We start from the raw sequence: 26,191 nt of genomic DNA on the forward strand, positions 1-26,191 counted from the left end.
TTGATGTGGATCTCAGGAGAGTTGGAGAAGTCCCCGGAGCAGGTCGCGGCTCTCCGCCGGGCCGGGGCTGTCCCGCTGCAGCTCCTTCAGGGCCGTCTCGTACTGGGCGACGTCCTCGGGCTTGTCCAGGTAGAGGGCGCTGGTCAGCTGCTCCAGGTAGACCACGTCGGACAGGTCGGACTCGGGGAAGCTGAGGATGGTGAAGGCGCCGCTCTCGCCGGAGTGCCCGCCGAAGCTGAACGGCATGATCTGCAGCCGGACGTTGGGCCGCTCGGAGAACTCGATGAGGTGCTGGAGCTGGCCGCGCATCACCACGCGGTCGCCGTAGGGGCGGCGCAGGGCGGCCTCGTCGAGGACGATGTGGAAGTCCGGGGCGTTCTCCGCGACGAGGTGCTTCTGCCGCTCCAGACGCAGCGCCACCCGGCGTTCGACGTCGGCCTCGCTCGCGCCCTTCATACCGCGCCGCACCACCGCGCGGGCGTAGTCCTCGGTCTGCAGCAGGCCGTGCACGAACTGCACCTCGTACGCCCGGATCAAAGACGCGGCGCCCTCCAGGCCGACATAGGTGGGGAACCAGCTCGGCAGGACGTCGGAGTAGCTGTGCCACCAGCCGGCGACATTGGCCTCGCGGGCGAGCGAGACCAGCGAGCCGCGCTCGGTCTCGTCCGTGATGCCGTACAGCGTCAGCAGGTCCTCGACGTCCCTCGTCTTGAAGCTCACCCGGCCCAGCTCCATCCGGCTGATCTTCGACTCGGAGGCGCGGATGTGGTAACCCGCCGCCTCGCGGGTGATGCCCCGCGCCTCGCGCAGTCGCCTGAGTTGCGAGCCGAGCAGCATCCGCCGCACCACCGATCCGGGCTCTCCCGCGCTCACGTTCGCCAGCCTCCCCAACCGTCTTCAGGGCCCGCAGTCTGCCACTAAAACACTCCGAGCAGTACTCGTCCGATTACACAGACGGAAAGAAGCCAAAGATTGCGAGCAGGAGGGCACAGCGAGACGGCACACAGACGGCACGCATACGACGAGAAGATGGCGGAAAAAATGGCCAAGAAGCGGTACGGGAGGGACCAATTCGGTCTCGTGCACGTGCATCTGCCCTTGCATCTGCCCAGCGCATCCGAAACCATGGTGGCGCGCCACCGCTGTATCGCTACGACCGCGAATTCCGGGAGTGCCCCGCATGGCAACGAATGGATCGACCATGCTCGAGCCGTTACGGCAGGGCCTTCCGCCGCTGGATCCCGCGGCCGTCTCCAGCGCCGCCTCCTGCGCTCTGCCCGCCCGCTACGAAGCGGTGCGTGACGCACGGCAGTTCACCCGCAGAACCCTCGACCAGTGGGACCTGGGCGATCGGTTCGACGACGTCTGCCTGGTCGTGTCGGAACTGGTCACCAACGCGCTGCGGCACGCCCTGCCGAACGCCCCGCGGGTACCGCACCAGGACCCGCCGGTGCGGCTGCATCTGATGCGCTGGACCGAGCGGCTGGTGTGCGCGGTGCGCGACCCGAGCAACGACAGCCCGGTGGCGCGCGAGGCGGACGACTTCTCGGCGGAATCCGGCCGCGGGCTGTTCCTCGTCGACTCCTTCTGCGACGGCTGGGGCTGGCATCCGCTGGCCGGCACGCTCAGCGGCAAGGTCGTCTGGGCGCTGTTCCGGCTCCAGCCGGCCGAGTGACGAACCGCGGCACTTCTCGGTGCCGCGGTTCTACGCGCGTTATGGCGAGGACTTCTGCCGGAATGTCCGCGCGTGGGTGCGTCAGCCGGCCACCAGATGGTCGAACTCGCCGTCCTTCACGCCGAGGAGCATGGCTTCGATCTCCGCCCGCGTGTACACGAGCGCGGGCCCGTCGGGGAAGTTCGAGTTCCGTACGGCCACGCGTCCCCCCGGCAGCCGGGCGAACTCCACGCACGAACCCTGCGAGTTGCTGTGCCGACTCTTCTGCCAGGCCACACCGCGCAGCTCGGTGGCGGCCATGCCGTTGTACACGTCGTGGTCCACAGGTCGCTCCCCGGTGGTGCACTGGCTGATGTGGCCATAGATGCAGTGGTCAACTGTGCCGGATCATAACCCTCTTCATGTGCAGATGCAGGAGCAGATGCACGTGCACGCGGGGTGGTCCCGCGATTACAGCTTTGACCCCCGCTTTACCGAAGTGGTTCCGGCATTAGGAACAGACGCACGCCGTCGGCTTTGTGTTCCATTGAACTTCCGTGGGTGTGGCGGGCGTTGCCGCACACGCCGACGGGCCCCGCCTCAGGTGAGGCGGGGCCCGTCGGGTGGGACGTCAGTCGCGTGGGCGGGCGTCAGCGGCTCGCGTACGGCAGCAGGGCCATCTCCCGGGCGTTCTTGATCGCGCGGGCCAGCTGCCGCTGCTGCTGGGAGCTGACCCGGGTGACCCGGCGGCTGCGGATCTTGCCGCGGTCGGAGATGAACTTCCGCAGCAGATCGGTGTCCTTGTAGTCGATGTACGTCACGCCGGCCTGGTCCAGCGGGTTCGGCCGGTTCTTGGCGGGCTTGCGGTCGGACTTGCGGGGCATGGGGGTTCAGACCTCCAGGAGGGTGTCGAAGGCGGGCGGCAGCCGCTTCCAGGCGTCGCGCCCGGCGGCGTACTCGGCGTCGGTGAGCAGGCAGGACTCCAGCAGCTGCCGGAGGTTCTCGCGGTCGAGGCCGGGCGAGGTGAAGACCAGGTGCTGGCAGCAGTCCCCGTGCTCTGGGTGCCAGTCCAGCGCGGCTGCGGCGCGGCGCACCGGCGGCACCATCTCCCAGGCCGCGTCGGGCAGCGAGGCGAGCCAGGGGCCCGCGCTCTCCACGCACAGCGCGCCGCCGGCCGCGTCCCAGTGCAGCAGGGTGTCCGGCCTGTCGGCGAGCCAGAACCGGCCCCGGCTGCGGGCGGCGGCGCAGGTCAGGTCCTCCAGCGCCTGGTAGAGCCGCTCCGGGTGGAAGGGGCGGCGCCGGTGCCAGACGAAGGTGGTCACGCCGTGCGCGTCGGCCTCGGTGGGCAGCAGGGCGCAGGCCGGGTGCTGGGCGGCCGCCGCGGCCTCGACGTCGAACCCGGCGAGCGCGGCGCCCGCCAGGTCGCCGTGGCCGATCGGGACCTGGCGGGCCGTCGGATGCAGCTGGGCCAGCAGCTCGCGGTCCTCGTCGTCGGCCTCCTCGGACTCGGCGACGGCGAGGACCGGGGCGTACTCCAGCTGGCGGGCGAAGGTGTCGGCGACGGTGCGCTGGTCGGTGGCGGCCGCGGCGAGCCCGGCCTCGGCGAGGTCGTCGCCGTTGCCGAGGTACGGCAGCAGCAGCGCGGGGTCGACGGCGGTGATCACGCCGGTGACGGTGAGGCCGCCGGCGGTGACGACCTCGGCCATGGCCTTCGGCTCGACGGAGTCCCACAGCTCGACGATCGCGAGCGGGGTGTCCCCGGCGTCGGCGAGCCGCCGCAGCTCGGGCACCAGGTCCTCGCGCAGCGCACAGCACGCGCAGTCGTTGACCAGCGGCGCCTCACCGGCGTCCCGGATGCCGCCGGCGTCCCGGACGGTGCGCACGACGGTGCCGGCCGCGGCCGTCGCCAGGTCGTGGTGGAGGACGACGCTGCCGGGGACGTCGGCGAGCAGCCGGTCGACGGCCGCCTTGCGGGCGTCGCAGTGCAGCCCGCCGACGATCACGACGGAGAGGTCGGGCACGTCGCTCAGCTCCGCTTTCCGTACCGGCGCTCGAAGCGCTCGACGCGGCCGGCGGTGTCCAGGACGCGGGCGGTGCCGGTGTAGAAGGGGTGGCTGACGTTCGAGATCTCGACGTCCACGACCGGGTAGGTGTTGCCGTCCTCCCACTCGATCGTCTTGTCGCTGGTCATGGTGGACCGGGTGAGGAACGCGTAGTTCGCGGCACGGTCACGGAAGACCACGGGGCCGTAGTCGGGGTGGATTCCCTTGCGCATGGGTCAGCGCTCCTCTCGGAAGTCGACGTGCCGGCCGACGACCGGGTCGTACTTGCGCAGGGTCATACGGTCCGGGTCGTTGCGGCGGTTCTTGCGGGTCACGTAGGTGTAGCCGGTGCCGGCGGTGGACCGGAGCTTGATGACCGGGCGGAGTTCGTTGCGTGCCATGCTGCTATGTTACTGAAAATGAATTCCATTACGACACCGACCGAGGAGAGGTTCGTCACCCGATGTCCGCCCACTGCATGCTGACCGGCGCCCAGCCCGGATTCGGCAACGCCATCTCCCACTCGCACCGGCGGACCTCCCGCCGTTTCGACCCCAACATCCAGTCCAAGCGCTACTGGCTGCCGAGCGAGGGCCGCTATGTCCGGCTGAAGCTGAGCGCCAAGGGGATCAAGACCGTCGACACGATCGGGATCGAGGCCGCCGTGGCCCGGATCCGTGCCCGGGGGGTGCGGGTCTGATGGCGAAGAAGAGCAAGATCGCGAAGAACGAGAAGCGGCAGGAGATCGTCGCCCGGTACGCCGCGCGGCGGGCCGAGCTGAAGGAGATCATCCGCCGGCCGTCCTCCACCGACGCCGAACGCGCCGCCGCGCAGGCCGAGCTGCGCCGGCAGCCGCGCGACGCCAGCGCCACGCGCGTGCGCAACCGGGACCAGGTGGACGGGCGGCCGCGCGGCTACTTCCGGGCGTTCGGACTGTCCCGGGTGTCGCTGCGCGAGCAGGCGCACGCCGGGTATCTGCCGGGAGTGCGCAAGTCCTCCTGGTAGGTCCTCCGGGATCCGGGGAGGCGGCGGGGCGGTTACGGCCTGGTAGCTTGCTGCGGTCGTACCGTCCTACCGGTTCTTCCCTGGGGGCACGCAGTGACTTCGGCGTCGTACGCGCGCGGGGCGCGCAAGCGGATACGGTTCGCGGCCGTGGCCGCCGGGCTGGGCGGTGTGCTGCTGCTGGGCGCGTGCAGCGACGACGGCGGCTCCGATGACTCCGAGGACCGGGCGACGCCCACCGCGTCGGCACCGGCGTCCCCGTCGCCGTCCCCCTCGGCCTCCGCTTCGGCTCCGGCTTCCGCGGGCGAGCTGGCGGGCAGCTGGCTCGCCACCAGCGACGGGCAGGCCGTGGCCCTCATGATCAACGGCGGAGACGTCGGGCTGTTCGCCACCGACGGGACCGTGTGCAGCGGGCGGGTCGCCGAGACGGCGATCCGGCTGGTGTGCGGCGAGGGGGACGAGAAGCGGGGCACCGGAACGGTCGACTCCGTCACGGCGACCACGCTCAAGGTGACCTGGAAGGGCTCGATCGGCGCCGAGACGTACACCCGGGCCGAGGGCGGGAAGATGCCGTCCGGGCTGCCGACGGCGGGGCTGGGGTCTTAGGCCGTGTCCGCAAAGTCCCGCCTGCCCCCCGGGCGGACGACGGGACTTTGCGGACACGACCTAGGACCCTCACGGCCCGTCCGGCGGTGGCCGCCGTGCCGCCGGGGTGCCGGCCAGCGCGTCGGACAGGTCCGTCAGCGACGTGACCAGCAGCCTCGCGGCAGGACGTACGACCGTGTCGCCCGTGTCGGCCCAGGACGGGTCGGCGAGCGCGTCCCGTACGGCGTCCCACCGTGGGACCCGGCGTTCCCGTACCGCCTTCGCGCCCTGGGCGGTGGCCTTGCGCAGGGCGTCGGCGAGGCGGGCGGCCGGGGGCAGCGGCGGGGCCCCGCGGTCCGGGAGATGGGCCTCCAGCAGCATCGCCACCCGGCCCATCTGGGTCAGCGCGTCCTCGGCGTCGTCCGCCGCGCCCCGGGACAGGCCGCGGTGGCGTACGGGTTCGTGCTCCGCGCGGGCCACCGCCGTGTGCCAGGCGGCACGGGCGGTGCGGGCGGCGAGCAGGGCGTCCCGGATGTCGTCGGCGGAGGCGGACGCGGGGTCCGCGTGGTGGCGCAGCACGGCGGCGGCGTAACCGCCCTGGGCCGCCAGCCAGTCGGCGAGGCGGGTGCGCAGCCGCGGGGTCTCCCAGGCCGGGTAGACGGCGTACGCGAGCATCGCCAGCAGACCGCCGAGGAGGGTGAGCACCACGCGTTCGGGCACGGTCTGCGTCCACTGTTCGCCGCCCATCTCCAGCAGGAAGACGACATACGCCGCGATGCAGGCCTGCGCGGCGAACTGACCGGTGCGCATGAGCAGATAGAGCAGGGCGGCGCTGAGGACGGCCAGGGTGGCGGACAGCCGGGTGCCGGGGTCGGCGAGCCGGACGGCGGCGGTGGCGACCGCGACGCCGAGGACCGTGCCGGCGAGCCGGGCGACCGCGCGGCTGTACGTCTGGGAGAAGTCCGGCCGCATGATCATGACCGAGGCGAGGGGCGCCCAGTAGCCGTGGCCCAGCGGGAGGGCGGTGCCGAGCAGGTAGCCGGTGGCGGCGACCGCGGTGACGCGGAGGGCGTGGCGGGTGACCGGGGAGGCGGGGTGCGCCCGTAGCTCGTCGCGCATCGCCCTGAGGACGACCGGGACGAGGCGCAGGAGGGTGGGGCGGCGCAGGTGGGGCGCGGGCGGCTCGGAGCCGCGCCGGGGCTCCCCTTCCGCCGTCTCGACCACGTCGGCCAGGAGGCGGGCCAGGCGGGCGGCCGCGCGGGAGGACGGGCCCGTGAGGATCGAGCCGGTGTCCGGGGTGCGCAGGGCGGCCAGGGCCGGGGCCGGGAGGGTCACGGGGGTGCCGTGGCGGACGGCGTGGGCGGCGGCGTCCAGGACGGTGGCCGCGGCGGCGAGGAGTTCGCGCACGCGGTCGCGGGCGCGGCCCTCCGCCGGGACGCCGAGCGCCGGGTCGGCCAGGGAGGCGAGGACCGGGCGGATGCGTTCGGCGAGGCCGCGCGTGCCGTGGAGTTCGGCGGGGCGGCGGCGGGCCTGGCGCGGGGTGACGGTGGCGGCGTTGCGGGCCTCCATGAGGGGCGCCGGGTCGAACGGGGCGACCGGGTCGTGGCGCAGCCGACGGGCGTAGTCGGCCTCGGCGGCCAGGGCGTCGGCCAGCGCGTCGCGGTGCGGGCCCCAGCGGCGGACGGGGAAGAGGACGATCAGCGCCGCCTGTACGACACCGCCCGCGATCATCGTCGCCGCGTGCACGGCCGCCTGCGCCACGGAGGTCGGCAGGGTGACCGTGACCAGCATCATCGCCACGTTGGACGAGGCGATCAGGCCGGTCGTGGGGCCCGCGGCCCAGCTCAGGCCGGAGGCGAAGGTCCACAGCCCGAGCAGGGCGAGGAACAGGGCGAGGTGCGAGATGGTCAGGTAGCCGAGGAAGGTCGAGACGGCGAGGCTCGTGCCGGAGGCCAGCGCCAGTTCCGGGCGCGGGCGCCAGCTGCGCTGGAAGGTGGCGATCGCCGCCTGCAGCGCCCCGAACGCCGAGCTGGCCGCCGCCTCCGGGCCCAACGCCCACAGGCTCACCCCGATGGTGATCGCCAGCCCGGCCGCGCCGCGCAGGGCGAGCAGCGGTTCCAGCGGCTTGCGTTCCACGGCGAGCCCCGAGCGCGCGGTCTGCTTCAGCGCCCGGAACCAGCTCATTCGGCCAGGGTACGGGAGATAGCGGGCGATACCGGGCGCATCGGGGGTGGGCTCAGCCCACCCGCGTCGGACGCATCCGGGGATGGGCTCAGCCCAGCCGCGGGCGGTGTCTCATCTGGGCCCGGTCCGCCGCGCGGGCGCCCTCGTGCCAGCCCGCGGCGTCGCTGACGCCGCGCAGCCGGGTCGTGGTGGTCTCGGGGAACATGCGCTCCATGCGGTCGGTGACCGCGACCTCGCGGGAGGCGAGGACCGGGAGCAGGTCGTCGGTCACCTGGGTCTCGGCGGCGGCCGCGAGGCGGGTGCCGATGCGGTGGGCGTAGGCGGCGAGGAAGGACTGCCGGAACGTTTTCGTACGCTTGCGGCCGCCTTTCCGCTGGGCCGCCTCCGCCTTGGTCATCGCAGTCGTGGCCTGCACGAGCAGCGAGGTGTAGAGCAGTTCGACGGCTTCGAGGTCGGCGTCGAAACCGACGACGGTGGAGAAGCCGAGCGGTTCGTTCCACACCGCGCGGCAGTGGTTCGCGGCGGCCACCGCGTCCAGCAGCACGGCCTTGGCCTGTTCGTACGGCGGCTCGACGCCGATGCGGCAGGCGGTGGGGGCGTCGGCGGCGGCGTCCGGGGAGCGGGCCGCGAGCAGCGCCTCGTCGATGCTGTGCCGGGCCATCAGCTCCTGCGCCTTGGCGCTCAGCGCCTCGGCCTCCTCCGGGTAGCCGGTCGCCTCCGCCTTGGCGAGCAGCGCGCGGATCCGGGCGAGCATGCGGGACTCGGCGGGCGCGTCCCGCCGCCGCACCGGCCGGCGCTCGTGCTCGTCGAGGGGCTCGAGGGTGGGCAGGCGCAGCAGGAGCCGGTACAGCTCCAGGACCGCGGTGGCGTGCGAGAAGCGGTCCGCGCGGGGCGGGGCCGCGGCGGGCAGCTCGTCGAGCTGGGCGGCCCAGCGGCGTCCGCGCGGGCGGTCGTCCGGGGCCTGCGCGCGGATCAGCGCCGCCACGAGGTGTACGTGTACGTCGTCCAGTTCCCGGCGCACGATCCGTACGACGTCGGCGGGCTGCCAGCCGCGCCGCCACGCCGTCCCGACGAACTCCCGGCCCCGCCGACCGAGTTCCGCGTCGGCGCCCGGATCGGCGGCGAGCAGGGACGCGCCGGTGTCGAGACCGGTGTCGTCGGCGGTGTAGAGGGCGGCCTCGAAGGCGCGGTCGACGGTGGTGGGGGTGCTGGGCGTGCTCACCTGGCGATGGTGCCACGCGCGGGCGTGAAGGCCGTCGCGTCTCACTCCCCGGAATTGGGTCGCCCTGAGGGAGCGCCGTTTCGAGCATGGCGCTCATGGTGGACATGCATCTGTACGCGGCGTTCCTCGTCGCCGCCTTCGCGCTCTGTGTCACTCCGGGTCCCGACATGATGTTCATCGTGGCGGTGGGCGGGAGGGGTGGTCCCGCGGCGGGGGTGACGGCCGCCTTCGGGGTCGCGTGCGCGATGCTCGTGCACGCGGTGGCCGCGGCGCTCGGGCTGTCGGCGCTGTTCGAGACGCTGCCGACGCTGTATCACGTGCTGCGCTGGGCGGGGGCGGCGTATCTGCTGTATCTCGCGGTCAAGGCGTTCCGGGACCGGTCCGTGCTCGGGGAGGAAGGCCCGGGGAGCGGCGGGGGCGCGGGGCTGCGGCGGGCGTTCTGGCAGGGGGCGATCACGAATCTGCTCAATCCAAAGGTGATCCTCTTCAATGTGGCGTTTCTGCCGCAGTTCGTGGATCCCGAACTGGGGCACGTGGCCGGGCAGTTCATGCTGCTCGGGCTGACGATCGTGGTCATGGGCTTCGCCGTCGACGGCTCCATCGGGCTGCTGTCCGGGAAGCTCTCGGCGCTGCTGCGGCGCAGCCGGCGGGTGGCGCGGGGGCTGAACATCTTCAGCGGGACGGTGTTCGCGGGGCTCGCCATCAGGGTGTCAACCAGTGGTTGACACCCCACCCGAGCGCAACCTACGGTTGACACATGACGACGAACCCCAACATCACGTCATCCGTACGTCTCGACGACCTCATCGCGGCCATCAAGAAGGTCCACGACCAGCCCCTCGAGCAGCTCCAGGACGCGGTGATCGCCGCGGAGCACCTGGGCGACGTGGCGGACCACCTGATCGGCCACTTCGTGGACCAGGCGCGCCGCTCCGGCGCGTCCTGGACGGACATCGGCAAGAGCATGGGCGTCACCCGGCAGGCGGCGCAGAAGCGGTTCGTGCCCAAGGAGTCCGCGGACCTGGGCCCCAGCCAGGGGTTCAGCCGCTACACCCCGCGCGCGCGGAACGTCGTCATGGCCGCCCACAACGAGGCCATCGCCGCCCGCAACGCCGAGGGCCGCCCCGAGCACCTGATCCTCGGGCTGCTCGCCGAGCCGGAGGGGCTGGCCGCCCACGCGATCACCGCGCAGGGCGTCACGCTGGACGAGGTGCGCCAGGCCGCGACCGCCGCGCTGCCACCCGCCTCCGACGAGGTCCCCGAGCTGGTCCCCTACGGCCCCGACGCCAAGAAGGCGCTGGAGCTGACCTTCCGCGAGGCGCTGCGCCTCGGCCACAACTACATCGGCACCGAGCACCTGCTGCTCGCCCTGCTGGAGTTCGAGAACGGCGAGGGCGTGCTGTCCGGCCTCGGCATCACCAAGGAGAAGGCGGAGCAGTACGTCACCGAGCTGCTCGCCAAGTTCCTGGACACGCGGAAGGGCGCGGGCGAGGGAGCCGCGGAGGGCTGACGCGGGGCCGTTGTCAGACCCTCCTGCCACACTCGCTTGCATGACCGACCGGTGGGCGCTCGCACCGGCCGAGGGCGGTGGCGTGGAGCTCTCCCCCCTCGGCCCGGACGGGCTGCCCGCCGGTCCGGTGCGGCGGGAGGAGGACCCGGCGTCGGCCGTGCGGGGGCGGCCGGAGGTGACGCGCTGGGTATGGCGGTCCACGGCGGAGGTGTATCCGCGACTGCTCGCCACGGGGGTGCGAGTGGAGCGGTGCTACGACGTCGAGGCCGCCGAGACCCTCCTCCTCGGCCACGAGGGGCGGTACGGCGAGCCGCGTTCGGCCGCCGCCGCCCTGGCCCGGCTGCGCGGCGGACCGGTCCCGCCGGATCCGCCGCAGCGGCCGGCCGAACCGGGCGCGCAGTCCCCGCTCTTCGAGCCGGAGGGCCGCCCGCTCCCCCTCGCCGACCTGCTCGCCGTCTACGCCGAGCAGCAGCGGCGGCACGACCGCGCCGCCCACCCGGACCGGATGCGGCTGCTGACGGCCGCCGAGTCGGCGGGCATGCTGGTGGCCGCCGAGATGAACCACGCGGGGCTGCCGTGGAGCGCGGAGGTGCACCGCGCGGTGCTGCACGACCTGCTCGGCGAGCGGTACGCGGGCGGCGGCGAGCCCCGGCGGCTGGCCGAGCTGGCGGACGAGGTGTCCGCCGCGTTCGGGCGGCGGGTGCGGCCCGATCTGCCCGCCGATGTCGTCAAGGCGTTCGCGCAGGCCGGGATCAAGGTCCGCTCCACCCGCCGCTGGGAGATCGAGTCCGTCGACCACCCGGCCGTGAAGCCGCTGCTCGAGTACAAGAGGCTGTACCGGATCTGGGTCGCCCACGGCTGGTCCTGGCTCCACGACTGGGTGCGCGACGGGCGGTTCCGGCCGGAGTTCCAGGCCGGCGGCACGGTCACCGGGCGCTGGGTGACCAACGGCGGGGGCGGCCTTCAGATCCCCAAGGTGATCCGGCGGGCCGTGGTCGCCGACCCCGGCTGGCGGCTGGTCGTCGCCGACGCCGACCAGATGGAGCCGCGCGTGCTCGCCGCGATCTCCCGCGACCCGGGGCTGATGGAGGTCGCGGGCCGCGAGACCGACCTCTACCAGTCGGTCTCCGACCGCGCCTTCTCCGGCGACCGCGCCCAGGCCAAGCTCGCGGTGCTCGGCGCGGTCTACGGCCAGACCTCCGGGGACGGCCTGAAGAACCTCGCCGCGCTGCGCCGCCGCTTCCCCCAGGCGGTGGCCTACGTCGACGAGGCCGCCCGCGCCGGTGAAGAGGGGCGGCTGGTGCGCACCTGGCTCGGCCGGACCTGCCCGCCGGCCGTCCCGGCGGGCGAGGACTCGGCGGAGGAGGCCGGCATCCCGGTGCCGGACGAGGACGGCGACGACCGGCCGTGGGTGCCGGGATACGCCTCGACGAACGCCCGCGCCCGGGGCCGCTTCGCCCGGAACTTCGTGGTCCAGGGCAGCGCCGCCGACTGGGCGCTGCTGCTGCTCGCGGCCTTGCGCCGGGCCTGCGCGGACCTGGCGGCCGAGCTGGTCTTCTTCCAGCACGACGAGGTGATCGTGCACTGTCCGGCGGAGGAGGCGGAGACGGTCGTCACGGCGATCCGGGAGGCGGCGGAGCTGGCGGGGCGGCTCACGTTCGGGGAGACGCCGGTGCGGTTCCCGTTCACCACGGCGGTGGTGGAGTGCTATGCCGACGCCAAGTGAGACACCCCGGGATCAGCAGCGGGCGCCGGCGCTGTCCAGCAGCTCCCGCAGCTCCGCCGTGACCGCGCTCTCGTCCGTGCCGTCCAGGGCGGCGAGGGCGGTGCGCCATTCCTCGTACGCCCGCTGGTGCAGACCCTGGGCGCGCAGCAGCAGCCCGTGCTGGTGGCGGGCGAGCGCGCCGGTGTAGTGGTCGGCGCGGGCGTCCGCGCGGCGCAGCAGTTCGGCGCACTCGCGGGCCGCGCGGTCGGCGTCGCCGAGCAGCCGCAGGGCGCGGACCAGGCCGAGGCGGGTCTGGGACTCGCCGTGCCAGTCGCCGTGGCCGCCGAGGATGCGCAGGCTCTCCTCGAAGTGTCCGGCCGCGGCGGCCGGTTCGCCGAGGGTGAGATGGGCGTAGCCGATGTTGCAGTGCGCGGAGTGCTGCACGATGACCGCGCCGATCTCCACGCCGATGGCGAGGGAGCGGCGGTGCTGTTCGATGGCGGCGCGGGGGTCGGTGTGCTCGTAGAGGTTGCCGAGGTGGCTGTAGGTGACGGCCTCGCCGTGCGGGTCGTTCAGCTGCCGGGAGTAGGTGAGGCTCTGGCGCAGCGCGGCCTCGGACTCGGCGTACCGGCCCAGCCCTTCGAGCAGCAGCCCGCGGTTGTTCAGACAGCGCCGGATCCAGGAGACCACCCCGAGCCGCCGCCAGATCTCCAGTGCCCGGTCGTTGAGGGCGAGGGCGTCGCCCTGGCGTCCGGTCAGGAAGTGCAGTCCGGCGAGGTCGCCGAGGGCGTAGGCCTCCGCGGCGGGATCGCCGAGGCGGCGGGCGGCGTCGAGGGCGGCGCTGCCCAGCACCTCCATCTCGGCGACGCGGCCGCTGCGGTGGACGTAGGGGAAGAGGAGGCGGATGAGGGTGGAGACGTAGGCGGCGGTGCGGTGGTCGTGGGCGGGGTCGCCCGCGTGCCGCTCCACGAGGGTCACGATGTTCGGCAGCTCCATGTCGCCCCAGGCGAAGGCCGCTTCGGCGGACGCGAAGGGCGGGGTGGCGGCCACCTGTGCCGCGTGCTCGGGGGGCTGGGCCGCGGTGGGGCGGCGGCGATCGTCCTGGTCGAGGCCGGGTTCGACGATGGCGGTGAGGGCGCGCTCGGCTGTCGCGGCGTACCAGTGGAGGGCGGTTTCGATGGCGGCCGGGGTTGCCGAGGCGTGGGGGGCGCTTTCGGTCACGGCCGGGGTTTCGGTGCGGGGGGCGTGGAGGGCGCCCGGCGTCACGGTGTCCGGGTCGGTCGCGCTGCCCGGCGCTGACGAGGTGCCGCCCGCGCCCACCCGCCTTGGCGGCACGATGGCCCGCGGCTGTGCGGACCCTACGCCTGCCCCGTCGGCGACCGCCTCCGCGCTCCCGCCCACCCGCGGCTCGGCATCACCTTCCGCAAGCTCCCGCGCGAAATCCCGCACCAAGTCATGCGGCGCATACCGCCCGTACGCCGTCTCCTCCAGCAGTGCCACATCCACCAGCCGGTCCAGTGCCGCCTCCGCGCGGCGCTCGTCCGTGTCGGTGAGGCGGGCGAGGAGAGGGGCGCCGTAGGCGGGGAGGTCGAGCGCGCCGATGCGGCGCAGGGCGAGGGCCGCGTCACGGTCGGCCTCGCGGTCGGAGGCGGCGAGCGCGTCATGGGCGACCGCGAGGGAGCGGCGCACGCTCAGGTCGTCGTACTCCAGATGGTGCAGCCGGCCTTCCGTCGCCGCGAGTTGACCGGCCAGGACATCCGGGGTGAGGGCACTGCGCGCGGCGAGCCGGGCGGCGACGACGCGCAGCGCCAGCGGCAGTCGGCCGGTGAGCTCGACGAGCGGATGGGCGGCGTCGAGCCCGTCCCGGCCGGAGACCGCGCGCAGCAGCGCGGCGCTGTCCTCGCCGGTCAGCGGGGCGAGCGGGAAGCGGCGGGCGCCGTCGAGGGCGGTCAGCGGGGAGCGGCTGGTGACGATGACCGCGCAGCCGGGCCCGGCCGGCAGCAGCGGTCGTACCTGCGCGGCGGTGGCGGCGTCGTCGAGGACCAGCAGGGTGCGAGTGGGGGCGAGCAGGGAGCGCAGCAGCGCGGCGGCGGCGTCCGGGTGTTCGGGGATGCGGCGCGGCTCGGTGCCGAGGTCGCGCAGCAGGGCGGCGAGGGCCTGGGCGGAGGTGAGGGGGGTCATGCCCGGGGTGGCGCCGTGCAGGTTGACGTAGAGCTGGCCGTCGGCGAAACGTTCCGCCAGAGCGTGGGCGACATGCAGCGCGAGCGCGCTCTTGCCCACCCCGGCCATCCCGCTGACGACGGCGACCGCACCGGGCTCCAGCAGGGCCCGGCGCAGCGCGTCGCGGGCGGCGACACGGCCGGTGAAATGCGGTGGAGGCGGAGGAAGTTGGGCGGGACGGGGCGGGGCCGGGGCGGCGGCCGGAGTCTCCGACGCGGCCACCGGCTCCTCCGGCTGCTCCTCCCGCGCGACCCCGCGCAGCACCTCCACATGCGCTTCCCCTACCGCCGCTCCCGGCTCCACGCCCAGCTCCTCCCGCAGCCGGGCGCGCAGATCGCGGTGGACGGCCAGGGCCTCGGCGCGCCGGCCGGTGCGGTGCAGGGCGAGCATCAGCTGGCGGTGATAGGCCTCGCGGAGCGGATGCTCGGCGGCCAGCTCCGCCAGCTCCGGCACCAGCTCGCCGAGCCGGGTTCCGCCGACGGCGAGTTCGGCATCGTAGCGCCACTCCAGCATCAGCAGCCGGGCCTCGCCCAGACGCTGGACGAAGGCGTAGCCGCCCAGTTCGGCCGGGAGTCCGCTGAGCGGCGTGCCGCGCCACAGCGCGAGCGCGGCCGTGGCCTCGCGCACCACCCGCGGCCAGTCCTGTGCGGCGTGTGCGGCGCGCGCGGCGGCGGCATGGCGTTCGAAGACGTGGACGTCCAGTTCGTCGGGTTCCACCCGCAGCAGATAGCCGGGCGGGACGGCGCGCAGCCGGTCGGGGTCGTCGAGGAGGCGGCGCAGCCGGGTGACGTGGTTGTGCAGGGAGGCGTGCGCGGAGGCGGGCGGTTCGCCGCCCCACAGGGCGTCCTTGAGGGCGTCGACCGACACGACCCGGCCGGCCTCCAGCAGCAGTGCGGCGAGCAGGGCGCGCGCCTTGGGGCTGCGGATGGCGCGCACCACGGGGCCCTGGCCGGACGCCGCGCACGGCTGGTAGAGCACGGGCGGGCCCAGCAGTCCGAACCGCATCACACCCTGGCGCATTTCCGCCCTCGTCACAGCGGTTTCCCGCCACCCGCTCATGGTCGGCTCCCGGCAGTCATCCGCTGCCGTTCCCTGCCGTTGCCTGCCGTCTCCCGGCGTCGCCCGGATCGCCGGAGGGCGGCTTCACGCCAACCAGCCGACGGCGCTCCGGAGAACCGTTGGCCACATGTTAGCGATCCGTTGGTGCTGCCTGATGGGATGACTTCATCGGAGCCGGCCTGACGGTGCGCGCGTTGAACGCGTTACTCGGGGGAGTGTCGCCGCCGCGGCCGGATCCGGGACGCCAGTGGGCCCCGGTCGTCAGAGGTGAACGACCGGGGCCCGCGTCGCGTCGGCGGTCGGCAGGGGGCCGCGTCGTGTCGGGCGGTCGGCAGGGGCCCGCGCCGCATCCGGCACTCCGCTGGGGGCCAGCGTCGTATCCGGCAGCCCGCTGGGGGCCCGCGTCGTATCCGGCAGCCCGCTGGGGGCCCGCGTCGTATCCGGCAGCCCGCCGGGGGCCCGCACAGTGTCCGGAGGCCGACCGGGGAAACTGCTGCCATGCGATTCCGCTGCGCCGTCCTAGACGACTTCCAGAACGCCGCGACCACCGCCGCCGACTGGTCCCCCGTGACCGACCGGGTGGAGGTCGTCCCCTTCACCGAGCACTTCGCCACCGAGGACGAACTCGCCGCCGCCCTCACCGATTTCGACCTCGTGGTCACCCTGCGCGAGCGCGTCCCCTTCCCCGCCTCGCTGCTGGACCGGCTGCCCCGGCTGAAACTGATCGTCGCCAGCGGCATGCGCAACTCGGTGATCGACTACGCCGCCGCCCACGCCCACGGCATCACCGTCTGCGGCACCGAGAGCTCGTCGACGCCGCCGGTCGAACTGACCTGGGCCCTGATCCTCGGCCTGGCCCGCGGCCTCGTCCAGGAGTCCGCCGCCCTGCGCGAGGGCGGCCCCTGGCAGTCCTCCGTCGGCGCCGACCTGCACGGCCGCACCCTGGGCCTGCTGGGCCTCGGCAAGATCGGCAGCCGGGTCGCCCGGGTCGGCCTCGCCTTCGGCATGGACGTCGTCGCCTGGAGCCGGAACCTCACGAAGGAACGGACGGACGAGGTCGGCGTCCGCCTGGCCGCGAGCAAGGATGACCTGCTGACGGAGAGCGACTACGTCTCCGTCCACCTGGCCCTCTCCGACCGCACCCGCGGCCTGCTCGGCGCCGCCGAACTCGCCCTCCTCAAGCCGACCGCCTACCTGGTCAACACCTCCCGCGCGGCCATCGTCGACCAGGACGCGCTGCTCGCCGCACTGCACGAGGGCCGGATCGCCGGGGCGGGCGTCGACGTCTTCGACGTGGAGCCGCTGCCCGCCGCCCACCCGATGCGCACCGCACCCCGCCTGCTGGCCACCCCGCACCTCGGCTACGTCTCCCAGGCCAACTACGCCCGCTACTACGGTCAGGCGGTCGAGGACATCCGGGCCTGGCTGGACGGTGCTCCGGTACGACTGCTGGGCTGAACCACGGCGGCCACGGCGGCCACGAGGGCCACGGCGGCCGGCCGGTCACCGCCGTGGCCCCGGGCGCGTGTTGTACCCCATGCGCGCGCTTCCCGGCGTGGGAGACGGCGCTCCGGCCTCTCCCGCTCCACCGGCGGCACTCCTCCCGCCCCCGTGACATCGTGGTGCCATGCCCATCGACGTACGCCCGGCGACGGTCTTCGAGGACGTCCGCGCGGTGCTCGGCCCGAAGACACCGGCGGCGAACGTCTGCTGGTGCCTGAGCTACCGCGTCCCCTCCAAGCTCAACAACGAGCTGCGCGGCCCGGCCCGCGGCGAGTACGTCGCCGAGCTGTGCCGCGCCGACCCCCCTCCCGGGGTCCTCGCCTACGACGGCGACGAACCGGTCGGCTGGGCCGCCATCGCCCCGCGCGCGGAGACCTCCTTCGCCCGCAACCGCAAGATCCCGCACATCGACGACCTGCCGGTCTGGTCCCTGTGGTGCATCCGCGTCCGCCCCGGCCACCGCAAGCAGGGCATCTCCCACGCCCTCATCGCCGGCGCCGTCGACTTCGCCCGCGCCCACGGCGCCCCCGCCGTCGAGGCCTACCCCCTCGACAACGGGGACGCCCGCGTCGACCTGACCATGGCCTACCCCGGCCTCCGCGGGAACTTCGAACGCGCCGGCTTCACCCACGCCGCCGACACCACCTCCGTCCTGTCCGGCCATCCCCGCGTCCTGATGCGCCTGGACCTGCGCTGACGCCGCTCCCCGGTCTCAGTCGGCGGGCCCTAGGTGGACGGTGAAGACCTCCGCCTCCGCCTGGACTCCAGTGATCCGGATGTCCGCGCCCCGCTGCTCGGCCTCCAGGTGGCACGGAATCCCGAACTCCACATAGCGGTGGAACACGCTCGTCATCCGACGCAGGGACGCGGCTTCCGCGCCGGTCAGGGCATGCGCCGCCTGATAGGCGGCCTCGATCAGGACCAGGCCGGGCACGTGGTCGACGGGGTGGTCGTACAGGACAGGATGGGAGGTGTCGGTGCGCAACAGCCAGCGTCCGGGGCCGTCGCCCTCGCTCAGGGCGATCCGGGCGGTGTCACCGCACCCCGCGACGGCGGCGGGCACGGCCGGCGAGATCGCGATGCCCTCCCAGTCGAGGTCCAGGTGCTCCTGGCGCAGTCGTCGGTAGACGGGCGGGGAGATCCAGCTGAACGAGAGCGACGCCTCGGCGACGACTTCACCGCGCACGCTCACCTCGACATCGGTCTTCCGGGACCGCGTACCGGTCCGGTGGGACCGGACATCGACGAGGAGGCGTTCCGGCCGGTCGGCCGGGACCCGGAAGCCGGGGGTCACCCGCACGTCCATGGCTTCCATGAGCGTCTGATGGGTGACCGGGACGCCCTGCTCCGCGTGGGCCACCAGAAGGCAGGCCTGCCGGACGGTGTTGGTCAGGGTCAGCGGGTCGAAGGTAGCGTCGGAGGTGGGCGCCGGCCACCGGGCGGTGACCAAGTACCGGTCGTCACCGAACGCGGTCCAGCCGGTGACCAGAGCCGAGGCGGGACGGCGGAGGTGAAGGAATTCCCTGGGCACTGCGGTGGCAGCGGCGGCAGGTGATATGGACTCGGACAGCGAGGTCCGGGACGAAGTCTGGGACATCGAAAACCCCCGTTGGTGGTCTTCCTGCGGGTCGCACAGGATCGTCGGGCCTTAAGATACCGACACAATGGTTTCTTTCACGTGAAATGATCAACACGGAAGGGCACCCGCCATGGTGCAGCAGGACAGAGCCCTGAGGACGCGCAAGGCCATCCTCGAAGGGGCGGCCGCCGTCTTCGACGAGCGCGGCTACGAGAACACGACGATCTCCGAGATCATCGCGCGCGCCAAGGTCACCCGGGGCGCCTTCTATTTCCACTTCCCTTCCAAAGAAGAGCTGGCCCGCAGCATCCTCGCCGCCGCGGTGACCACCGAGGGCGTCCCCGAGAACCGGCTCAAGCTGCAGGAGTTGGTGGACGTACTGCTGCTGCTCGCACACCGGCTGCCACGCGAGCCGATGCTCAGGGCCGCACTGCGGATGTCGGTGGACCTGGAGTCCCAGCGCCTGTTCGGCACCCGATGGCCCGACTGGACGAACCTGCTGGCCGAGCTGCTGCAGGAGGCGCTCGAGCGAGGCGAGGTCCACCGGCATGTCGACCCGGAGGAGACAGCACGCCTGCTGGTGTGTTCGTGGACCGGCGTGCGCGTCGTGTGCGAAGGGCTGCCGGGGGAGTACGAGCTGGCCCAGGAGGTGGCCAAGCTGTTCCAGCTGGTGCTGCCCGCCATCGCCGTCCCCCTGGCTCTCGCCAAGCTCAAGGTCTCCCCCGAGCGTGCCGCCGAGCTCTACGCCGCCCTGCCCGCGAACCGGACGGAGCCGATCGGCGCCCGCCGCTGAACGACCTCATCGGTTGAGGAAGCCGCCGTCCACGGGCATGACGGCACCGGTCACATACGAGGCCCGGTCGCTGAGCAGCCACGCCGCCGCCTCGGCGATCTCCGCGGGGTCGGCTGTCCGGCCCTGGGGCGTGACCTTGTGGATCTCCTCCTGCAGGCCCGGGTTGGCCGCGTACCACTCGTCGGTGATCTCGGTGCGCGTCGAGCCGGGCGCCACCGCGTTCACCCGGATCCCCCGGCGCGCGTACTCGTCGGCCGCGGCCCGGGTGAAGCCGATCACGGCGTGCTTGGCGGCGATGTAGGGGGCGGCGGTGGGGATGGCGACGAGTCCGCCCACGCTGCTGTTGTTGACGATGGCGCCGCCGCCGGTGGGGAGCATCGCGGCGATCTCCGCACGCAGGCAGTTCCACAGACCGCGCACGTTGACGTCCATGATGCGGTCGTAGACACCGTCGTCCGTTTCGTGCAGGGGCTGCGGATTTCCGCCGATGCCGGCGTTGTTGAACGCCCCGTCCAGGCGTCCGTACCGCTCGACGGCCTGCCGCGTCATGTGCCGTACGTCCGCCGCGACGGCCACGTCGGCCACCACATAGGAAGCTTCCGCACCGGCCGCCCGAAGCTTGTCGCAGATCTCGGCGAGCCGTTCCTCGCGACGTGCGGCGAGCAGGACCGAGGCACCTTCTCGCGCGAAAGCCCTCGCGGCCGCCGCGCCTATACCGCTGCTCGCCCCGGTCACCACGACAACCTTGCCCTGCAGCAGGAGTTCGCCCTTTTCACGCATGCACATCAGTGTGCCATGCAATCAGTTCAATAAAAACCATCGTAACGGTTTGTTCATGGCAAAGGCGCCGCCCGGGAGACCGGGCGGCGCCTTCACATGTGCCGCTGCGCAATTCACCTGCGGGACTCGGCAGCGGCCTCTTCGCGGCCGGAGGTTTCCGCGGCGTCGGCGACGGGGGATTCGCCGACCACCGTGGAGGTGCGCTTGGGCTCGGCCAGCATCACGTAGATGGCGATGGACAGGGCGCAGCAGATCGCGGCGCTCGCCCACAGCACGGCCTGCCAGGCGCTGGTGAAGCCCTCCGTCACGAAGTCTCGGAAAGATTCCCGCACATCGGCGGGCAGGGTGGCCAACGGCGTCTCCAGATCACCCGAGTTGACCTGATTGGCAAGCTCCGACGGGTCGCCGCGGAAGGCGGAGAACCGGTCGAGGCCGTCCCGGAACCAGCTCTGGGTGAGATTGACCAGGGCAGAACCGGCCGCCGCGATGACCACGGCCTCGCTGCCGAGGCGCAGCGTGTTGAGGAAGCCCGCCGCGGTGCCGGTGGACTCCGGGCTCACGACGTTCAGGACCGCGCCGTCGACCAGGCCGAAGTTGAGGCCGAGTCCGATGCCCAGGAGGATCAGCGGACCGGCGAGCCCGCCCAGCCCGATGCCGGGGTGCAGGACCGCCGCGAGCCAGGCGACGCCCACCGTGAGACAGGCCAGGCTGAGGGCGAACACCGCCCGCGGCGACCAGCCCAGCTTGATGAGCCGGCCCGCCACCAGCGGCGTCACCAGGATGGGCAGGGTCATCAGCAGCATCGTCGTACCGGCGGCCTGGCTGCTGGCCCCGTTGGCGACCACCAGGTAGTTCGGCAGCAGCGGCAGCAGGATGACGAAGGAGAAGGTGACCACGACGGGGATCAGGCACAGTGCCATGAAGGGACCGTTGCGCAGCAGGGCGAGATCGAACATGGGCTGCGCCTGCCGCCGTTCCACCGCGGTGAAGAGCGCCATGAGGAGCACCGCGCCGATCAGCATGCCGAGCACGCCGGGGCTGCTCCAGCCCCACTGCGGGCCCTCGACCACGCCGAGCATCAGCAGGAAGAGGCTGCCGACGAAGGTGACGGTGCCCGGCCAGTCGACCTTCGAGGCGGACTCGCTGCGGGACTCGCCCATGAACGGAACGGCGATCAGGACCAGCGCCATCAGCACCGCGTGAGCCCCGTAGAAGGACCGCCAGCCGAGGGTGTCCGCCAGGGTGCCCGCGATCATCGCCCCGAGGGCCAGGCCGCCGCCGGTGGTGATGCCGACGGCCGCGAACACCCGGGTGCGCGCGGGGCCTTCGAAGGTGGTGGCCAGGATGGAGCTGCCGCTGGTCAGGAGCGCCGCCGCGCCCACACCCGCGACCCCTCGCGCCAGGTCGAGCAGATAGATGTCGCTGACGACCGCGCTGACCAGCGAGGCCACGGTGAACATCGCGGCGCCCGACGCGAACACCCGGCGCCGGCCGAGCAGATCGGCCAGCGAACCGCAGGCGAGCATGAAGCTCGCGAAGGTGAGGTTGTAGGCGTGCACCACCCACTGGAGGGCGTCGAGGGACGCGTTCGTGTCCCGCCCGATGTGCGGCAGCGCCACGCCCGATCCGGTGACCGAGGTCGGCAGGATCAGCAGGGTCAAGAGCACCGCGACCGCGGTGATGGTGGGGCTCGCCCCGCGGGCGCGCCCGCCTGTACGGGAGACCAACTCGTGCGCTCCTTCGTCACGTTGTGCCGGTGCGCGCTGAATGCCCAGAGCACGACGGCAGATGGGTTGTCGCGGACGGCATCGTCAGGCCATCGACTCGGCGCGTACCTTGAGGGCGGCGTTCATGACCATGAAGCCCTCCTCGATCCGCCACACCATGCCGCCCGCGAACGGCATGGTCAGACCGCCGAAGTCCTCCCGCTGACGCAGCAGGACCCCGTCCTTTCCGCGGTCCTCGAGAATGAATTCATGGCGGGCCCTGAATATGTTCGCGTGCCGAATGATGCCCGACCACTGGAGCTGCCGCTCCTTTTCCACGATCGTGACCGTCGGGTGGTGCACCTCTTCGTGCGACTTCTTCGGGCGCTGCATTCGCAGACGCAGTTCCTGGCCCACTTCCGCCTTTCCGGAAGCGTCGATGATGAAAGGATTCCAGTCGCGGTAACTGGCGAAGTCGGTGACCACTTCCCAGACCACCGAAACAGGGGCGTCCACGTGGACGAAGGTGTCAATCTCCCGGCGCATACGGTGTCCCTCTCAACGGAATGCGGCGATGTTTTTCCGGCAGTTCGCGGGAAGCCCGCGCGGATCAGGCCGGGATCGAGTTGGCGACCCCGCCGTCGACGAGAAGGTCGACGCCGTTGACGTAGGACGCGGCGTCCGAGGCGAGGAAGGCGACGACCGACGCGACCTCCTCCGGGGTGCCGATCCGCCCCAGCACCACCTGCCGGCGGCTGGCCTCCTGGGCCTCGGCGGAGGGCACCGACTCGTGGAACATGTCGGTGCCGATGTAGCCGGGGCTGACGGCGTTGACGCGGATCCGGCGGTCGGCCAGGTCGCTCGCCAGGGTCTTGGCCAGGTTGGCCGCCGCGGCCTTGGCCGCGGCGTACAGCGAACCGATGGCGAGCCCCTTGTGGTGCGTCCAGGACGCGTTGATCACGATCGATCCGCCGTCCCGCAGGAGCGGCAGGGCGTGGCGGACCGTGAAGAAGACGCCCTTGAAGTTGGCGCCCACCACGTCGTCGAAGTCCTCCTCGGTGAACTCCTCCAGGCGCTTGAAGACACCGATGCCGGCGTTGGCGAACACCACGTCGAGGTGGTCGAAGCGCTCGCGGATCCCGGCCGTCAGGCGCTCGAGGTCGGCGGGGCGGGACACATCCGCGGGGACCGCGAGCAGGCGGTCCCCGGCGTCGAGGTCCTCGGCGGCCCGCTTGAGACGGTCCTCGCTGCGCCCGGTGATGACGACCTTCGCGCCCTCCTGGAGAAGGAGCCGGGCCGTCGCGAGCCCCATGCCGGTGGCCCCACCGGTGATCAGGGCGACCTTGCCCGTGAAACGAGAGGCGTCAGAAGTGGTCTGCATGATGTTTCCCAGCCATTCCATTGGTACGGGACTCGATGTGCGCGCACGCCACCCGTCCTCCCGCGCGCGGCAGCCACCCACCGCACCGTCACGGAGGGTCCGAAAACCGGGAGGGCCGGCAGCGCCCGGCTCCACTCCCGGTGACCGGGGCTCAAATGCGGGCAGCTGACGTGCTCACCCCAGCATCCTGACCGGTATTGCCGGGACATGAGTAGAGTCAATTTATGGTGGTGTTATGACCACCACCCGGACCACGCCCGTCAAGCCGCCCCGGAATCAGCCGTCACATCCCCGGCGCGAGGAGCTGCGGAGCTTTCTGCGGTCCCGCCGGGCCAGGGTCCAGCCCGAGGACGTCGGTCTGCCGGGCCGCGGGCAGCGGCGCACACCGGGTCTGCGCCGAGAGGAAGTCGCCGCCCTCGCCGGCATCGGCGTGTCCTGGTACACCTGGCTGGAACAGGGCCGCGTCATCAAGGTGTCGGACTCCGTGGTCGAGTCGATCAGCCGCGTGCTGCGCCTCGACCCGGCCGAGCGCGGCTACTTCTACCGACTGGCCGGGCTCAACCCGCCGCTCGTCCCGGACGACGACGACACCGTGTCCCCGCCCGAACTGGAGCGCCTCCTCGACGCCTGGTCCGACTACCCGGCCTACGTCCTGGACCGCTGGTGGAACTACGTGCACGCCAACTCCGCGGCGCAGGCGGTGTTCGGAGTGCCGCGCACCGGCGAGAACTGCCTGGAGCTGTTCTTCACCGACCCCAAGTACCGCTCGTTCTTCGTCAACTGGAGCACGCTGGCGCCCCAGCTCGTCGCCGACTTCCGGGCCGCGGCCGCGGCGTATCCGGACGACGCGCGGTTCGCCGTCCTGCAGCGCCGGCTCTACCGGGCGAGCCCCGAGTTCGCCCGGCTGTGGGACCGGCACGACGTCCGCTCCGGGACCGGCGGCACGAAGGCCGTGGTGCATCCGGTCCTCGGCGAGGTGACCTTCGAGCACCTGGTGCTGCACCCCGCCACCCGGCACGACCTGCGCCTGACCGTGCATCTGCCGCGCGACGCGGACACCCGTCTCAAGCTGGAGCGGCTGCTGCGCGAGAACCGCTCTTGACGACGGTGCCGCGCTTGTAGGCGTGGGTGATGAGCTCCGCCGTGAAGTCGTTGATGTGGGGAATGCCGCCGAGCCGGGTGCCGAAGAACTCGTACAGATCGGCCTCGCGTTCGACCGCGACCTCGAGGATCACGTTGCGGGTTCCGGTGATGGCGGCGCAGTACCGGACCTCCGGGCAGGCCGCCAGGGCGGCGCCCACGGCGTCGAGCCCCGCGGGGCTGACCTTGAGACAGATCTGGGCCTGCACGGGAAACCCCGCCACCGCGGGCTCGATCTCGATGCGCGGCCTGACGAGCCCGCGCTCCAGCAGCCAGCTGACGCGCCGGCTCGCGGTGGCCACCGAGAACCCGAGCTCCCTGGCCAGGTCGGTGAGGCTGACCCGGGAGTTGCGTACCAGAGCGCGGGCCACCTGCCGGTCGGATGCGGAGAGTTCCCAGGAGGCCGCGGGATCACCGGCGGGCCGCACGGCACCGGCCCGCAAGCGGCGCACTTCCTCCGGTGTGAGCCCGGGGATGCGCCACCGGGCGACCGTCGTGAAGGTACGCAGGGTCGTGGCCACGTCGAACCGCTCCACGAGAGGCGCGGCGGTGACGCCGTGCCGCATCAAGGCGTGCAGCCCACCGCCCTCCGGAACCACCATCTCGCACCACAGCACGTCGCTGCGGCCGCTGACCGCGACGACCCGGCGCACGTCGGCGCGCCGCGCGAGAGCGCGCGCGGTGCGGTCCATGGCCCCCCGTTCCACTTGGAGGCGGACCTGGACGACACTGCCGAGACCGCAGCGCGCGGCGTCGAGTTCCGCCGTGGGATGTATCACACCCGTGGCGATCAAGCGCTGGATCCGGCGGGCCACCGTGCGCTCGTGCTCGCCGAGCGCACGCGCTGTCTCCCCGCTGCCCGCCCGGGGGTTGACCTGCAGGGCCGCCACCAGACGCCGGTCCGGCGGCTCCAGGGTGTCGGGACTTTGCACCGCCGCGGGGACATTCAAAGTTTCGTACACAAGTTCCTGATTCTGTTGTCTGAAGTCGTCACTTGAGGGCAGGATCCGAGAGTGCCGACGTCATGCCGCCGGGGGACACGCGCGTCGACGATCGCCCGTCTCGGCCTGCCCTGCGAACCCGGTCGCACGACCCGTGCCACCGAGCGGGACCGCTTGGAAGCCATGTCAACGACGCCATGCACTCGGGAAGCGCACGCTCGACGATCCATCAGTGAGGTCCATTCGCGTCTGTAAAACAAACCGTTATGACGGTTGGTATCCGACTCCGATGCCACCGTCGGGACCCCACACACGACTGACATCAATCCTGGGAGGACTCGATGCAGTTCCGCACGCTTGGCGACCTGGCCCTGCTCGTCGGTGAACACAACGTCACCCCCACCGCCCCCAAGCAGCGGCAGGCCCTCGCCCTGATGACACTGCGGGCCGGCCAACGGGTGAGCGTGCCGACCCTCATCGACGAGATATGGGGCGCCGCGCCCCCGCGGACCGCGACCACGGCGCTGCAGACCTACGTGGGCCTCATCCGCCGGACCATGGCCAAGGCCACGGGCGGCTCCGTGAAGCAGGTGGCCACGGAGCGGCTCATGACCGACGGGAACGCCTACGTGCTGCGGGTGGCCGACGGCGAGTGGGACAAGCCCCGCTTCGAGGAACTCGTCCGGCGCGCCCGCACGGCCCTCGATCAGCGCGACCCCCTGACCGCCGAGTCCCTGCTGCGCCAGGGGCTGCAGCTGTGGCACGGCCAGCCGCTCGCCAACGTGCCGACCGGGCGGATCCTCACCCCCTACGCGCAGCGCCTCGCCGAACGGCAGTTGGGCGCCAGAATCCTGCTGGTCGATGTCTTCCTGCAGATGAGGCGCGTCCAGGAAGCCGTGCAGGAAGCCCGCGAACTCGTCGGCGACCACCCGTACAACGAGCAGGTGCACGCCCAACTCATGCGCGGTCTCTACGCGTCGGGGCGGCGCGCCGCCGCCCTGGAGGTGTACCAGCAGCTGCGGGACCGGATGCGCGACGGCCTCGGCATCTCGCCCTCACCGACCATCAACACCCTCCACCACGTGCTGCTCCAGGACGAACCGGACGAGCAGTTCCTGTCCTTGGCGGGGGTCGTGTCCTGACGGGGCCCGCCGCAGAGCCCGCGGGGTCGAGCGCCACGGCCGG

General features: G+C 72.5%; 27 protein-coding genes. 12 read left to right on the forward strand and 15 right to left on the reverse strand.

The window, feature by feature from the left end; all coding sequences use genetic code 11:
• Window positions 1-12 precede the first annotated feature (12 nt).
• On the reverse strand, window positions 13-837 hold the full coding sequence (locus ACZ42A_RS26115) for a helix-turn-helix domain-containing protein (RefSeq protein WP_468529885.1): 825 nt from the start codon (window positions 835-837) through the stop codon (window positions 13-15).
• Between the two features lie 364 nt (window positions 838-1,201).
• On the opposite strand from ACZ42A_RS26115, the gene ACZ42A_RS26120 reads away from it, so the two are divergent.
• A complete protein-coding gene (locus tag ACZ42A_RS26120) occupies window positions 1,202-1,675 on the forward strand; it encodes an ATP-binding protein (protein ID WP_468529686.1) in 474 nt (157 codons plus the stop codon).
• Window positions 1,676-1,756: 81 nt separating this feature from the next.
• On the opposite strand, the gene ACZ42A_RS26125 is transcribed toward ACZ42A_RS26120, so the two are convergent.
• The 5 genes from ACZ42A_RS26125 to rpmG form a co-directional block, all read right to left on the reverse strand.
• Window positions 1,757-1,975: a DUF397 domain-containing protein gene (locus tag ACZ42A_RS26125; protein WP_073943372.1), complete on the reverse strand. Its 219-nt coding sequence runs from the start codon at window positions 1,973-1,975 to the stop codon at window positions 1,757-1,759.
• Between the two features lie 329 nt (window positions 1,976-2,304).
• Window positions 2,305-2,538: a 30S ribosomal protein S18 gene (gene rpsR / locus ACZ42A_RS26130; protein WP_468529687.1), complete on the reverse strand. Its 234-nt coding sequence runs from the start codon at window positions 2,536-2,538 to the stop codon at window positions 2,305-2,307.
• A gap of 6 nt (window positions 2,539-2,544) precedes the next feature.
• The gene (locus ACZ42A_RS26135) at window positions 2,545-3,675 is read right to left on the reverse strand and encodes a CobW family GTP-binding protein (protein ID WP_468529688.1); all 1,131 of its coding nucleotides are present in this window, start codon (window positions 3,673-3,675) and stop codon (window positions 2,545-2,547) included.
• A 5-nt stretch (window positions 3,676-3,680) separates the two neighbouring features.
• On the reverse strand, window positions 3,681-3,929 hold the full coding sequence (locus tag ACZ42A_RS26140) for a type B 50S ribosomal protein L31 (protein WP_166001050.1): 249 nt from the start codon (window positions 3,927-3,929) through the stop codon (window positions 3,681-3,683).
• Window positions 3,930-3,932: 3 nt separating this feature from the next.
• Window positions 3,933-4,097 (reverse strand): 50S ribosomal protein L33, encoded by a 165-nt coding sequence (gene rpmG / locus ACZ42A_RS26145; protein WP_003999141.1) that lies wholly within the window; start codon window positions 4,095-4,097, stop codon window positions 3,933-3,935.
• 62 nt (window positions 4,098-4,159) lie between these two features.
• On the opposite strand from rpmG, the gene rpmB reads away from it, so the two are divergent.
• The 3 genes from rpmB to ACZ42A_RS26160 all read left to right on the forward strand — a co-directional run bounded on the left by rpmB (window position 4,160) and on the right by ACZ42A_RS26160 (window position 5,304).
• Window positions 4,160-4,396: a 50S ribosomal protein L28 gene (gene rpmB, locus ACZ42A_RS26150; RefSeq protein ID WP_468529689.1), complete on the forward strand. Its 237-nt coding sequence runs from the start codon at window positions 4,160-4,162 to the stop codon at window positions 4,394-4,396.
• On the forward strand, window positions 4,396-4,701 hold the full coding sequence (gene rpsN, locus ACZ42A_RS26155; protein ID WP_365919267.1) for a 30S ribosomal protein S14: 306 nt from the start codon (window positions 4,396-4,398) through the stop codon (window positions 4,699-4,701). The genes rpmB and rpsN overlap by 1 nt, the downstream gene beginning before the upstream one ends.
• 93 nt (window positions 4,702-4,794) lie before the next feature.
• Window positions 4,795-5,304 carry a hypothetical protein gene (locus tag ACZ42A_RS26160; RefSeq protein ID WP_468529690.1) on the forward strand — a complete coding sequence of 170 codons (510 nt, stop codon included), beginning with the start codon at window positions 4,795-4,797 and terminating at the stop codon, window positions 5,302-5,304.
• A gap of 69 nt (window positions 5,305-5,373) precedes the next feature.
• Here the strand turns inward: ACZ42A_RS26160 and ACZ42A_RS26165 are convergent, their stop codons facing one another.
• Window positions 5,374-7,467 carry an FUSC family protein gene (locus ACZ42A_RS26165; RefSeq protein ID WP_468529691.1) on the reverse strand — a complete coding sequence of 698 codons (2,094 nt, stop codon included), beginning with the start codon at window positions 7,465-7,467 and terminating at the stop codon, window positions 5,374-5,376.
• Window positions 7,468-7,555: 88 nt separating this feature from the next.
• The gene (locus ACZ42A_RS26170) at window positions 7,556-8,689 is read right to left on the reverse strand and encodes a DUF2786 domain-containing protein (RefSeq protein WP_468529692.1); all 1,134 of its coding nucleotides are present in this window, start codon (window positions 8,687-8,689) and stop codon (window positions 7,556-7,558) included.
• A gap of 95 nt (window positions 8,690-8,784) precedes the next feature.
• Between ACZ42A_RS26170 and ACZ42A_RS26175 the strand changes: the two genes are divergently transcribed.
• From ACZ42A_RS26175 to ACZ42A_RS26185, 3 genes are read left to right on the forward strand one after another with little or no spacing between them, the layout of a single operon-like run.
• Entirely contained in the window at window positions 8,785-9,414 is a 630-nt protein-coding gene (locus tag ACZ42A_RS26175; RefSeq protein WP_468529693.1) for a LysE family translocator, read from the forward strand.
• Window positions 9,415-9,446: 32 nt separating this feature from the next.
• On the forward strand, window positions 9,447-10,199 hold the full coding sequence (locus tag ACZ42A_RS26180; RefSeq protein WP_468529694.1) for a Clp protease N-terminal domain-containing protein: 753 nt from the start codon (window positions 9,447-9,449) through the stop codon (window positions 10,197-10,199).
• A 40-nt stretch (window positions 10,200-10,239) separates the two neighbouring features.
• Window positions 10,240-11,925 carry a bifunctional 3'-5' exonuclease/DNA polymerase gene (locus ACZ42A_RS26185; protein WP_468529695.1) on the forward strand — a complete coding sequence of 562 codons (1,686 nt, stop codon included), beginning with the start codon at window positions 10,240-10,242 and terminating at the stop codon, window positions 11,923-11,925.
• 12 nt (window positions 11,926-11,937) lie between these two features.
• On the opposite strand, the gene ACZ42A_RS26190 is transcribed toward ACZ42A_RS26185, so the two are convergent.
• The gene (locus ACZ42A_RS26190; protein WP_468529886.1) at window positions 11,938-15,144 is read right to left on the reverse strand and encodes an AfsR/SARP family transcriptional regulator; all 3,207 of its coding nucleotides are present in this window, start codon (window positions 15,142-15,144) and stop codon (window positions 11,938-11,940) included.
• A gap of 537 nt (window positions 15,145-15,681) precedes the next feature.
• On the opposite strand from ACZ42A_RS26190, the gene ACZ42A_RS26195 reads away from it, so the two are divergent.
• Entirely contained in the window at window positions 15,682-16,641 is a 960-nt protein-coding gene (locus tag ACZ42A_RS26195; RefSeq protein ID WP_468529696.1) for a D-2-hydroxyacid dehydrogenase family protein, read from the forward strand.
• Window positions 16,642-16,810: 169 nt separating this feature from the next.
• Window positions 16,811-17,383 carry a GNAT family N-acetyltransferase gene (locus ACZ42A_RS26200; RefSeq protein ID WP_468529697.1) on the forward strand — a complete coding sequence of 191 codons (573 nt, stop codon included), beginning with the start codon at window positions 16,811-16,813 and terminating at the stop codon, window positions 17,381-17,383.
• Window positions 17,384-17,398: 15 nt separating this feature from the next.
• Here ACZ42A_RS26200 and ACZ42A_RS26205 read toward each other — a convergent pair whose 3' ends face one another.
• Window positions 17,399-18,283 (reverse strand): ScbA/BarX family gamma-butyrolactone biosynthesis protein, encoded by an 885-nt coding sequence (locus ACZ42A_RS26205; protein ID WP_468529698.1) that lies wholly within the window; start codon window positions 18,281-18,283, stop codon window positions 17,399-17,401.
• A 112-nt stretch (window positions 18,284-18,395) separates the two neighbouring features.
• On the opposite strand from ACZ42A_RS26205, the gene ACZ42A_RS26210 reads away from it, so the two are divergent.
• Window positions 18,396-19,058, forward strand: a complete 663-nt coding sequence (locus tag ACZ42A_RS26210) for a ScbR family autoregulator-binding transcription factor (protein ID WP_468529699.1) — start codon at window positions 18,396-18,398, stop codon at window positions 19,056-19,058.
• Between the two features lie 6 nt (window positions 19,059-19,064).
• Here the strand turns inward: ACZ42A_RS26210 and ACZ42A_RS26215 are convergent, their stop codons facing one another.
• The 4 genes from ACZ42A_RS26215 to ACZ42A_RS26230 all read right to left on the reverse strand — a co-directional run bounded on the left by ACZ42A_RS26215 (window position 19,065) and on the right by ACZ42A_RS26230 (window position 22,925).
• Window positions 19,065-19,838 (reverse strand): SDR family NAD(P)-dependent oxidoreductase, encoded by a 774-nt coding sequence (locus ACZ42A_RS26215; protein ID WP_468529700.1) that lies wholly within the window; start codon window positions 19,836-19,838, stop codon window positions 19,065-19,067.
• A gap of 113 nt (window positions 19,839-19,951) precedes the next feature.
• Entirely contained in the window at window positions 19,952-21,565 is a 1,614-nt protein-coding gene (locus ACZ42A_RS26220) for an MFS transporter (protein WP_468529701.1), read from the reverse strand.
• A gap of 84 nt (window positions 21,566-21,649) precedes the next feature.
• Window positions 21,650-22,090: an SRPBCC family protein gene (locus ACZ42A_RS26225; RefSeq protein WP_468529702.1), complete on the reverse strand. Its 441-nt coding sequence runs from the start codon at window positions 22,088-22,090 to the stop codon at window positions 21,650-21,652.
• Between the two features lie 64 nt (window positions 22,091-22,154).
• Window positions 22,155-22,925, reverse strand: coding sequence for an SDR family NAD(P)-dependent oxidoreductase (locus tag ACZ42A_RS26230; protein ID WP_468529703.1), 771 nt, complete (start codon window positions 22,923-22,925; stop codon window positions 22,155-22,157).
• Window positions 22,926-23,160: 235 nt separating this feature from the next.
• Between ACZ42A_RS26230 and ACZ42A_RS26235 the strand changes: the two genes are divergently transcribed.
• Window positions 23,161-24,027: a helix-turn-helix transcriptional regulator gene (locus tag ACZ42A_RS26235; RefSeq protein ID WP_468529704.1), complete on the forward strand. Its 867-nt coding sequence runs from the start codon at window positions 23,161-23,163 to the stop codon at window positions 24,025-24,027.
• On the opposite strand, the gene ACZ42A_RS26240 is transcribed toward ACZ42A_RS26235, so the two are convergent.
• On the reverse strand, window positions 23,990-24,997 hold the full coding sequence (locus ACZ42A_RS26240) for an Lrp/AsnC family transcriptional regulator (RefSeq protein ID WP_468529705.1): 1,008 nt from the start codon (window positions 24,995-24,997) through the stop codon (window positions 23,990-23,992). The genes ACZ42A_RS26235 and ACZ42A_RS26240 overlap by 38 nt on opposite strands.
• A gap of 350 nt (window positions 24,998-25,347) precedes the next feature.
• Between ACZ42A_RS26240 and ACZ42A_RS26245 the strand changes: the two genes are divergently transcribed.
• The gene (locus ACZ42A_RS26245) at window positions 25,348-26,148 is read left to right on the forward strand and encodes an AfsR/SARP family transcriptional regulator (protein WP_468529706.1); all 801 of its coding nucleotides are present in this window, start codon (window positions 25,348-25,350) and stop codon (window positions 26,146-26,148) included.
• Window positions 26,149-26,191: the final 43 nt, after the last annotated feature.

This window comes from Streptomyces sp. NPDC030838 (genome assembly GCF_055572035.1).

Excerpts from the sequence above, each read along its gene's own strand:
- ACZ42A_RS26115 (WP_468529885.1), bottom strand. The coding sequence starts at position 837 with ATGCTGCTCGGCTCGCAACTCAGGCGACTGCGCGAGGCGCGGGGCATC.
- ACZ42A_RS26120 (WP_468529686.1), top strand. The coding sequence starts at position 1,202 with ATGCTCGAGCCGTTACGGCAGGGCCTTCCGCCGCTGGATCCCGCGGCC.
- ACZ42A_RS26125 (WP_073943372.1), bottom strand. The coding sequence starts at position 1,975 with ATGGCCGCCACCGAGCTGCGCGGTGTGGCCTGGCAGAAGAGTCGGCAC.
- rpsR (WP_468529687.1), bottom strand. The coding sequence starts at position 2,538 with ATGCCCCGCAAGTCCGACCGCAAGCCCGCCAAGAACCGGCCGAACCCG.
- ACZ42A_RS26140 (WP_166001050.1), bottom strand. The coding sequence starts at position 3,929 with ATGCGCAAGGGAATCCACCCCGACTACGGCCCCGTGGTCTTCCGTGAC.
- rpmG (WP_003999141.1), bottom strand. The coding sequence starts at position 4,097 with ATGGCACGCAACGAACTCCGCCCGGTCATCAAGCTCCGGTCCACCGCC.
- rpmB (WP_468529689.1), top strand. The coding sequence starts at position 4,160 with ATGTCCGCCCACTGCATGCTGACCGGCGCCCAGCCCGGATTCGGCAAC.
- rpsN (WP_365919267.1), top strand. The coding sequence starts at position 4,396 with ATGGCGAAGAAGAGCAAGATCGCGAAGAACGAGAAGCGGCAGGAGATC.
- ACZ42A_RS26165 (WP_468529691.1), bottom strand. The coding sequence starts at position 7,467 with ATGAGCTGGTTCCGGGCGCTGAAGCAGACCGCGCGCTCGGGGCTCGCC.
- ACZ42A_RS26175 (WP_468529693.1), top strand. The coding sequence starts at position 8,785 with ATGGTGGACATGCATCTGTACGCGGCGTTCCTCGTCGCCGCCTTCGCG.
- ACZ42A_RS26180 (WP_468529694.1), top strand. The coding sequence starts at position 9,447 with ATGACGACGAACCCCAACATCACGTCATCCGTACGTCTCGACGACCTC.
- ACZ42A_RS26185 (WP_468529695.1), top strand. The coding sequence starts at position 10,240 with ATGACCGACCGGTGGGCGCTCGCACCGGCCGAGGGCGGTGGCGTGGAG.
- ACZ42A_RS26190 (WP_468529886.1), bottom strand. The coding sequence starts at position 15,144 with ATGCGCCAGGGTGTGATGCGGTTCGGACTGCTGGGCCCGCCCGTGCTC.
- ACZ42A_RS26195 (WP_468529696.1), top strand. The coding sequence starts at position 15,682 with ATGCGATTCCGCTGCGCCGTCCTAGACGACTTCCAGAACGCCGCGACC.
- ACZ42A_RS26200 (WP_468529697.1), top strand. The coding sequence starts at position 16,811 with ATGCCCATCGACGTACGCCCGGCGACGGTCTTCGAGGACGTCCGCGCG.
- ACZ42A_RS26205 (WP_468529698.1), bottom strand. The coding sequence starts at position 18,283 with ATGTCCCAGACTTCGTCCCGGACCTCGCTGTCCGAGTCCATATCACCT.
- ACZ42A_RS26210 (WP_468529699.1), top strand. The coding sequence starts at position 18,396 with ATGGTGCAGCAGGACAGAGCCCTGAGGACGCGCAAGGCCATCCTCGAA.
- ACZ42A_RS26215 (WP_468529700.1), bottom strand. The coding sequence starts at position 19,838 with ATGCGTGAAAAGGGCGAACTCCTGCTGCAGGGCAAGGTTGTCGTGGTG.
- ACZ42A_RS26225 (WP_468529702.1), bottom strand. The coding sequence starts at position 22,090 with ATGCGCCGGGAGATTGACACCTTCGTCCACGTGGACGCCCCTGTTTCG.
- ACZ42A_RS26230 (WP_468529703.1), bottom strand. The coding sequence starts at position 22,925 with ATGCAGACCACTTCTGACGCCTCTCGTTTCACGGGCAAGGTCGCCCTG.
- ACZ42A_RS26235 (WP_468529704.1), top strand. The coding sequence starts at position 23,161 with ATGACCACCACCCGGACCACGCCCGTCAAGCCGCCCCGGAATCAGCCG.
- ACZ42A_RS26245 (WP_468529706.1), top strand. The coding sequence starts at position 25,348 with ATGCAGTTCCGCACGCTTGGCGACCTGGCCCTGCTCGTCGGTGAACAC.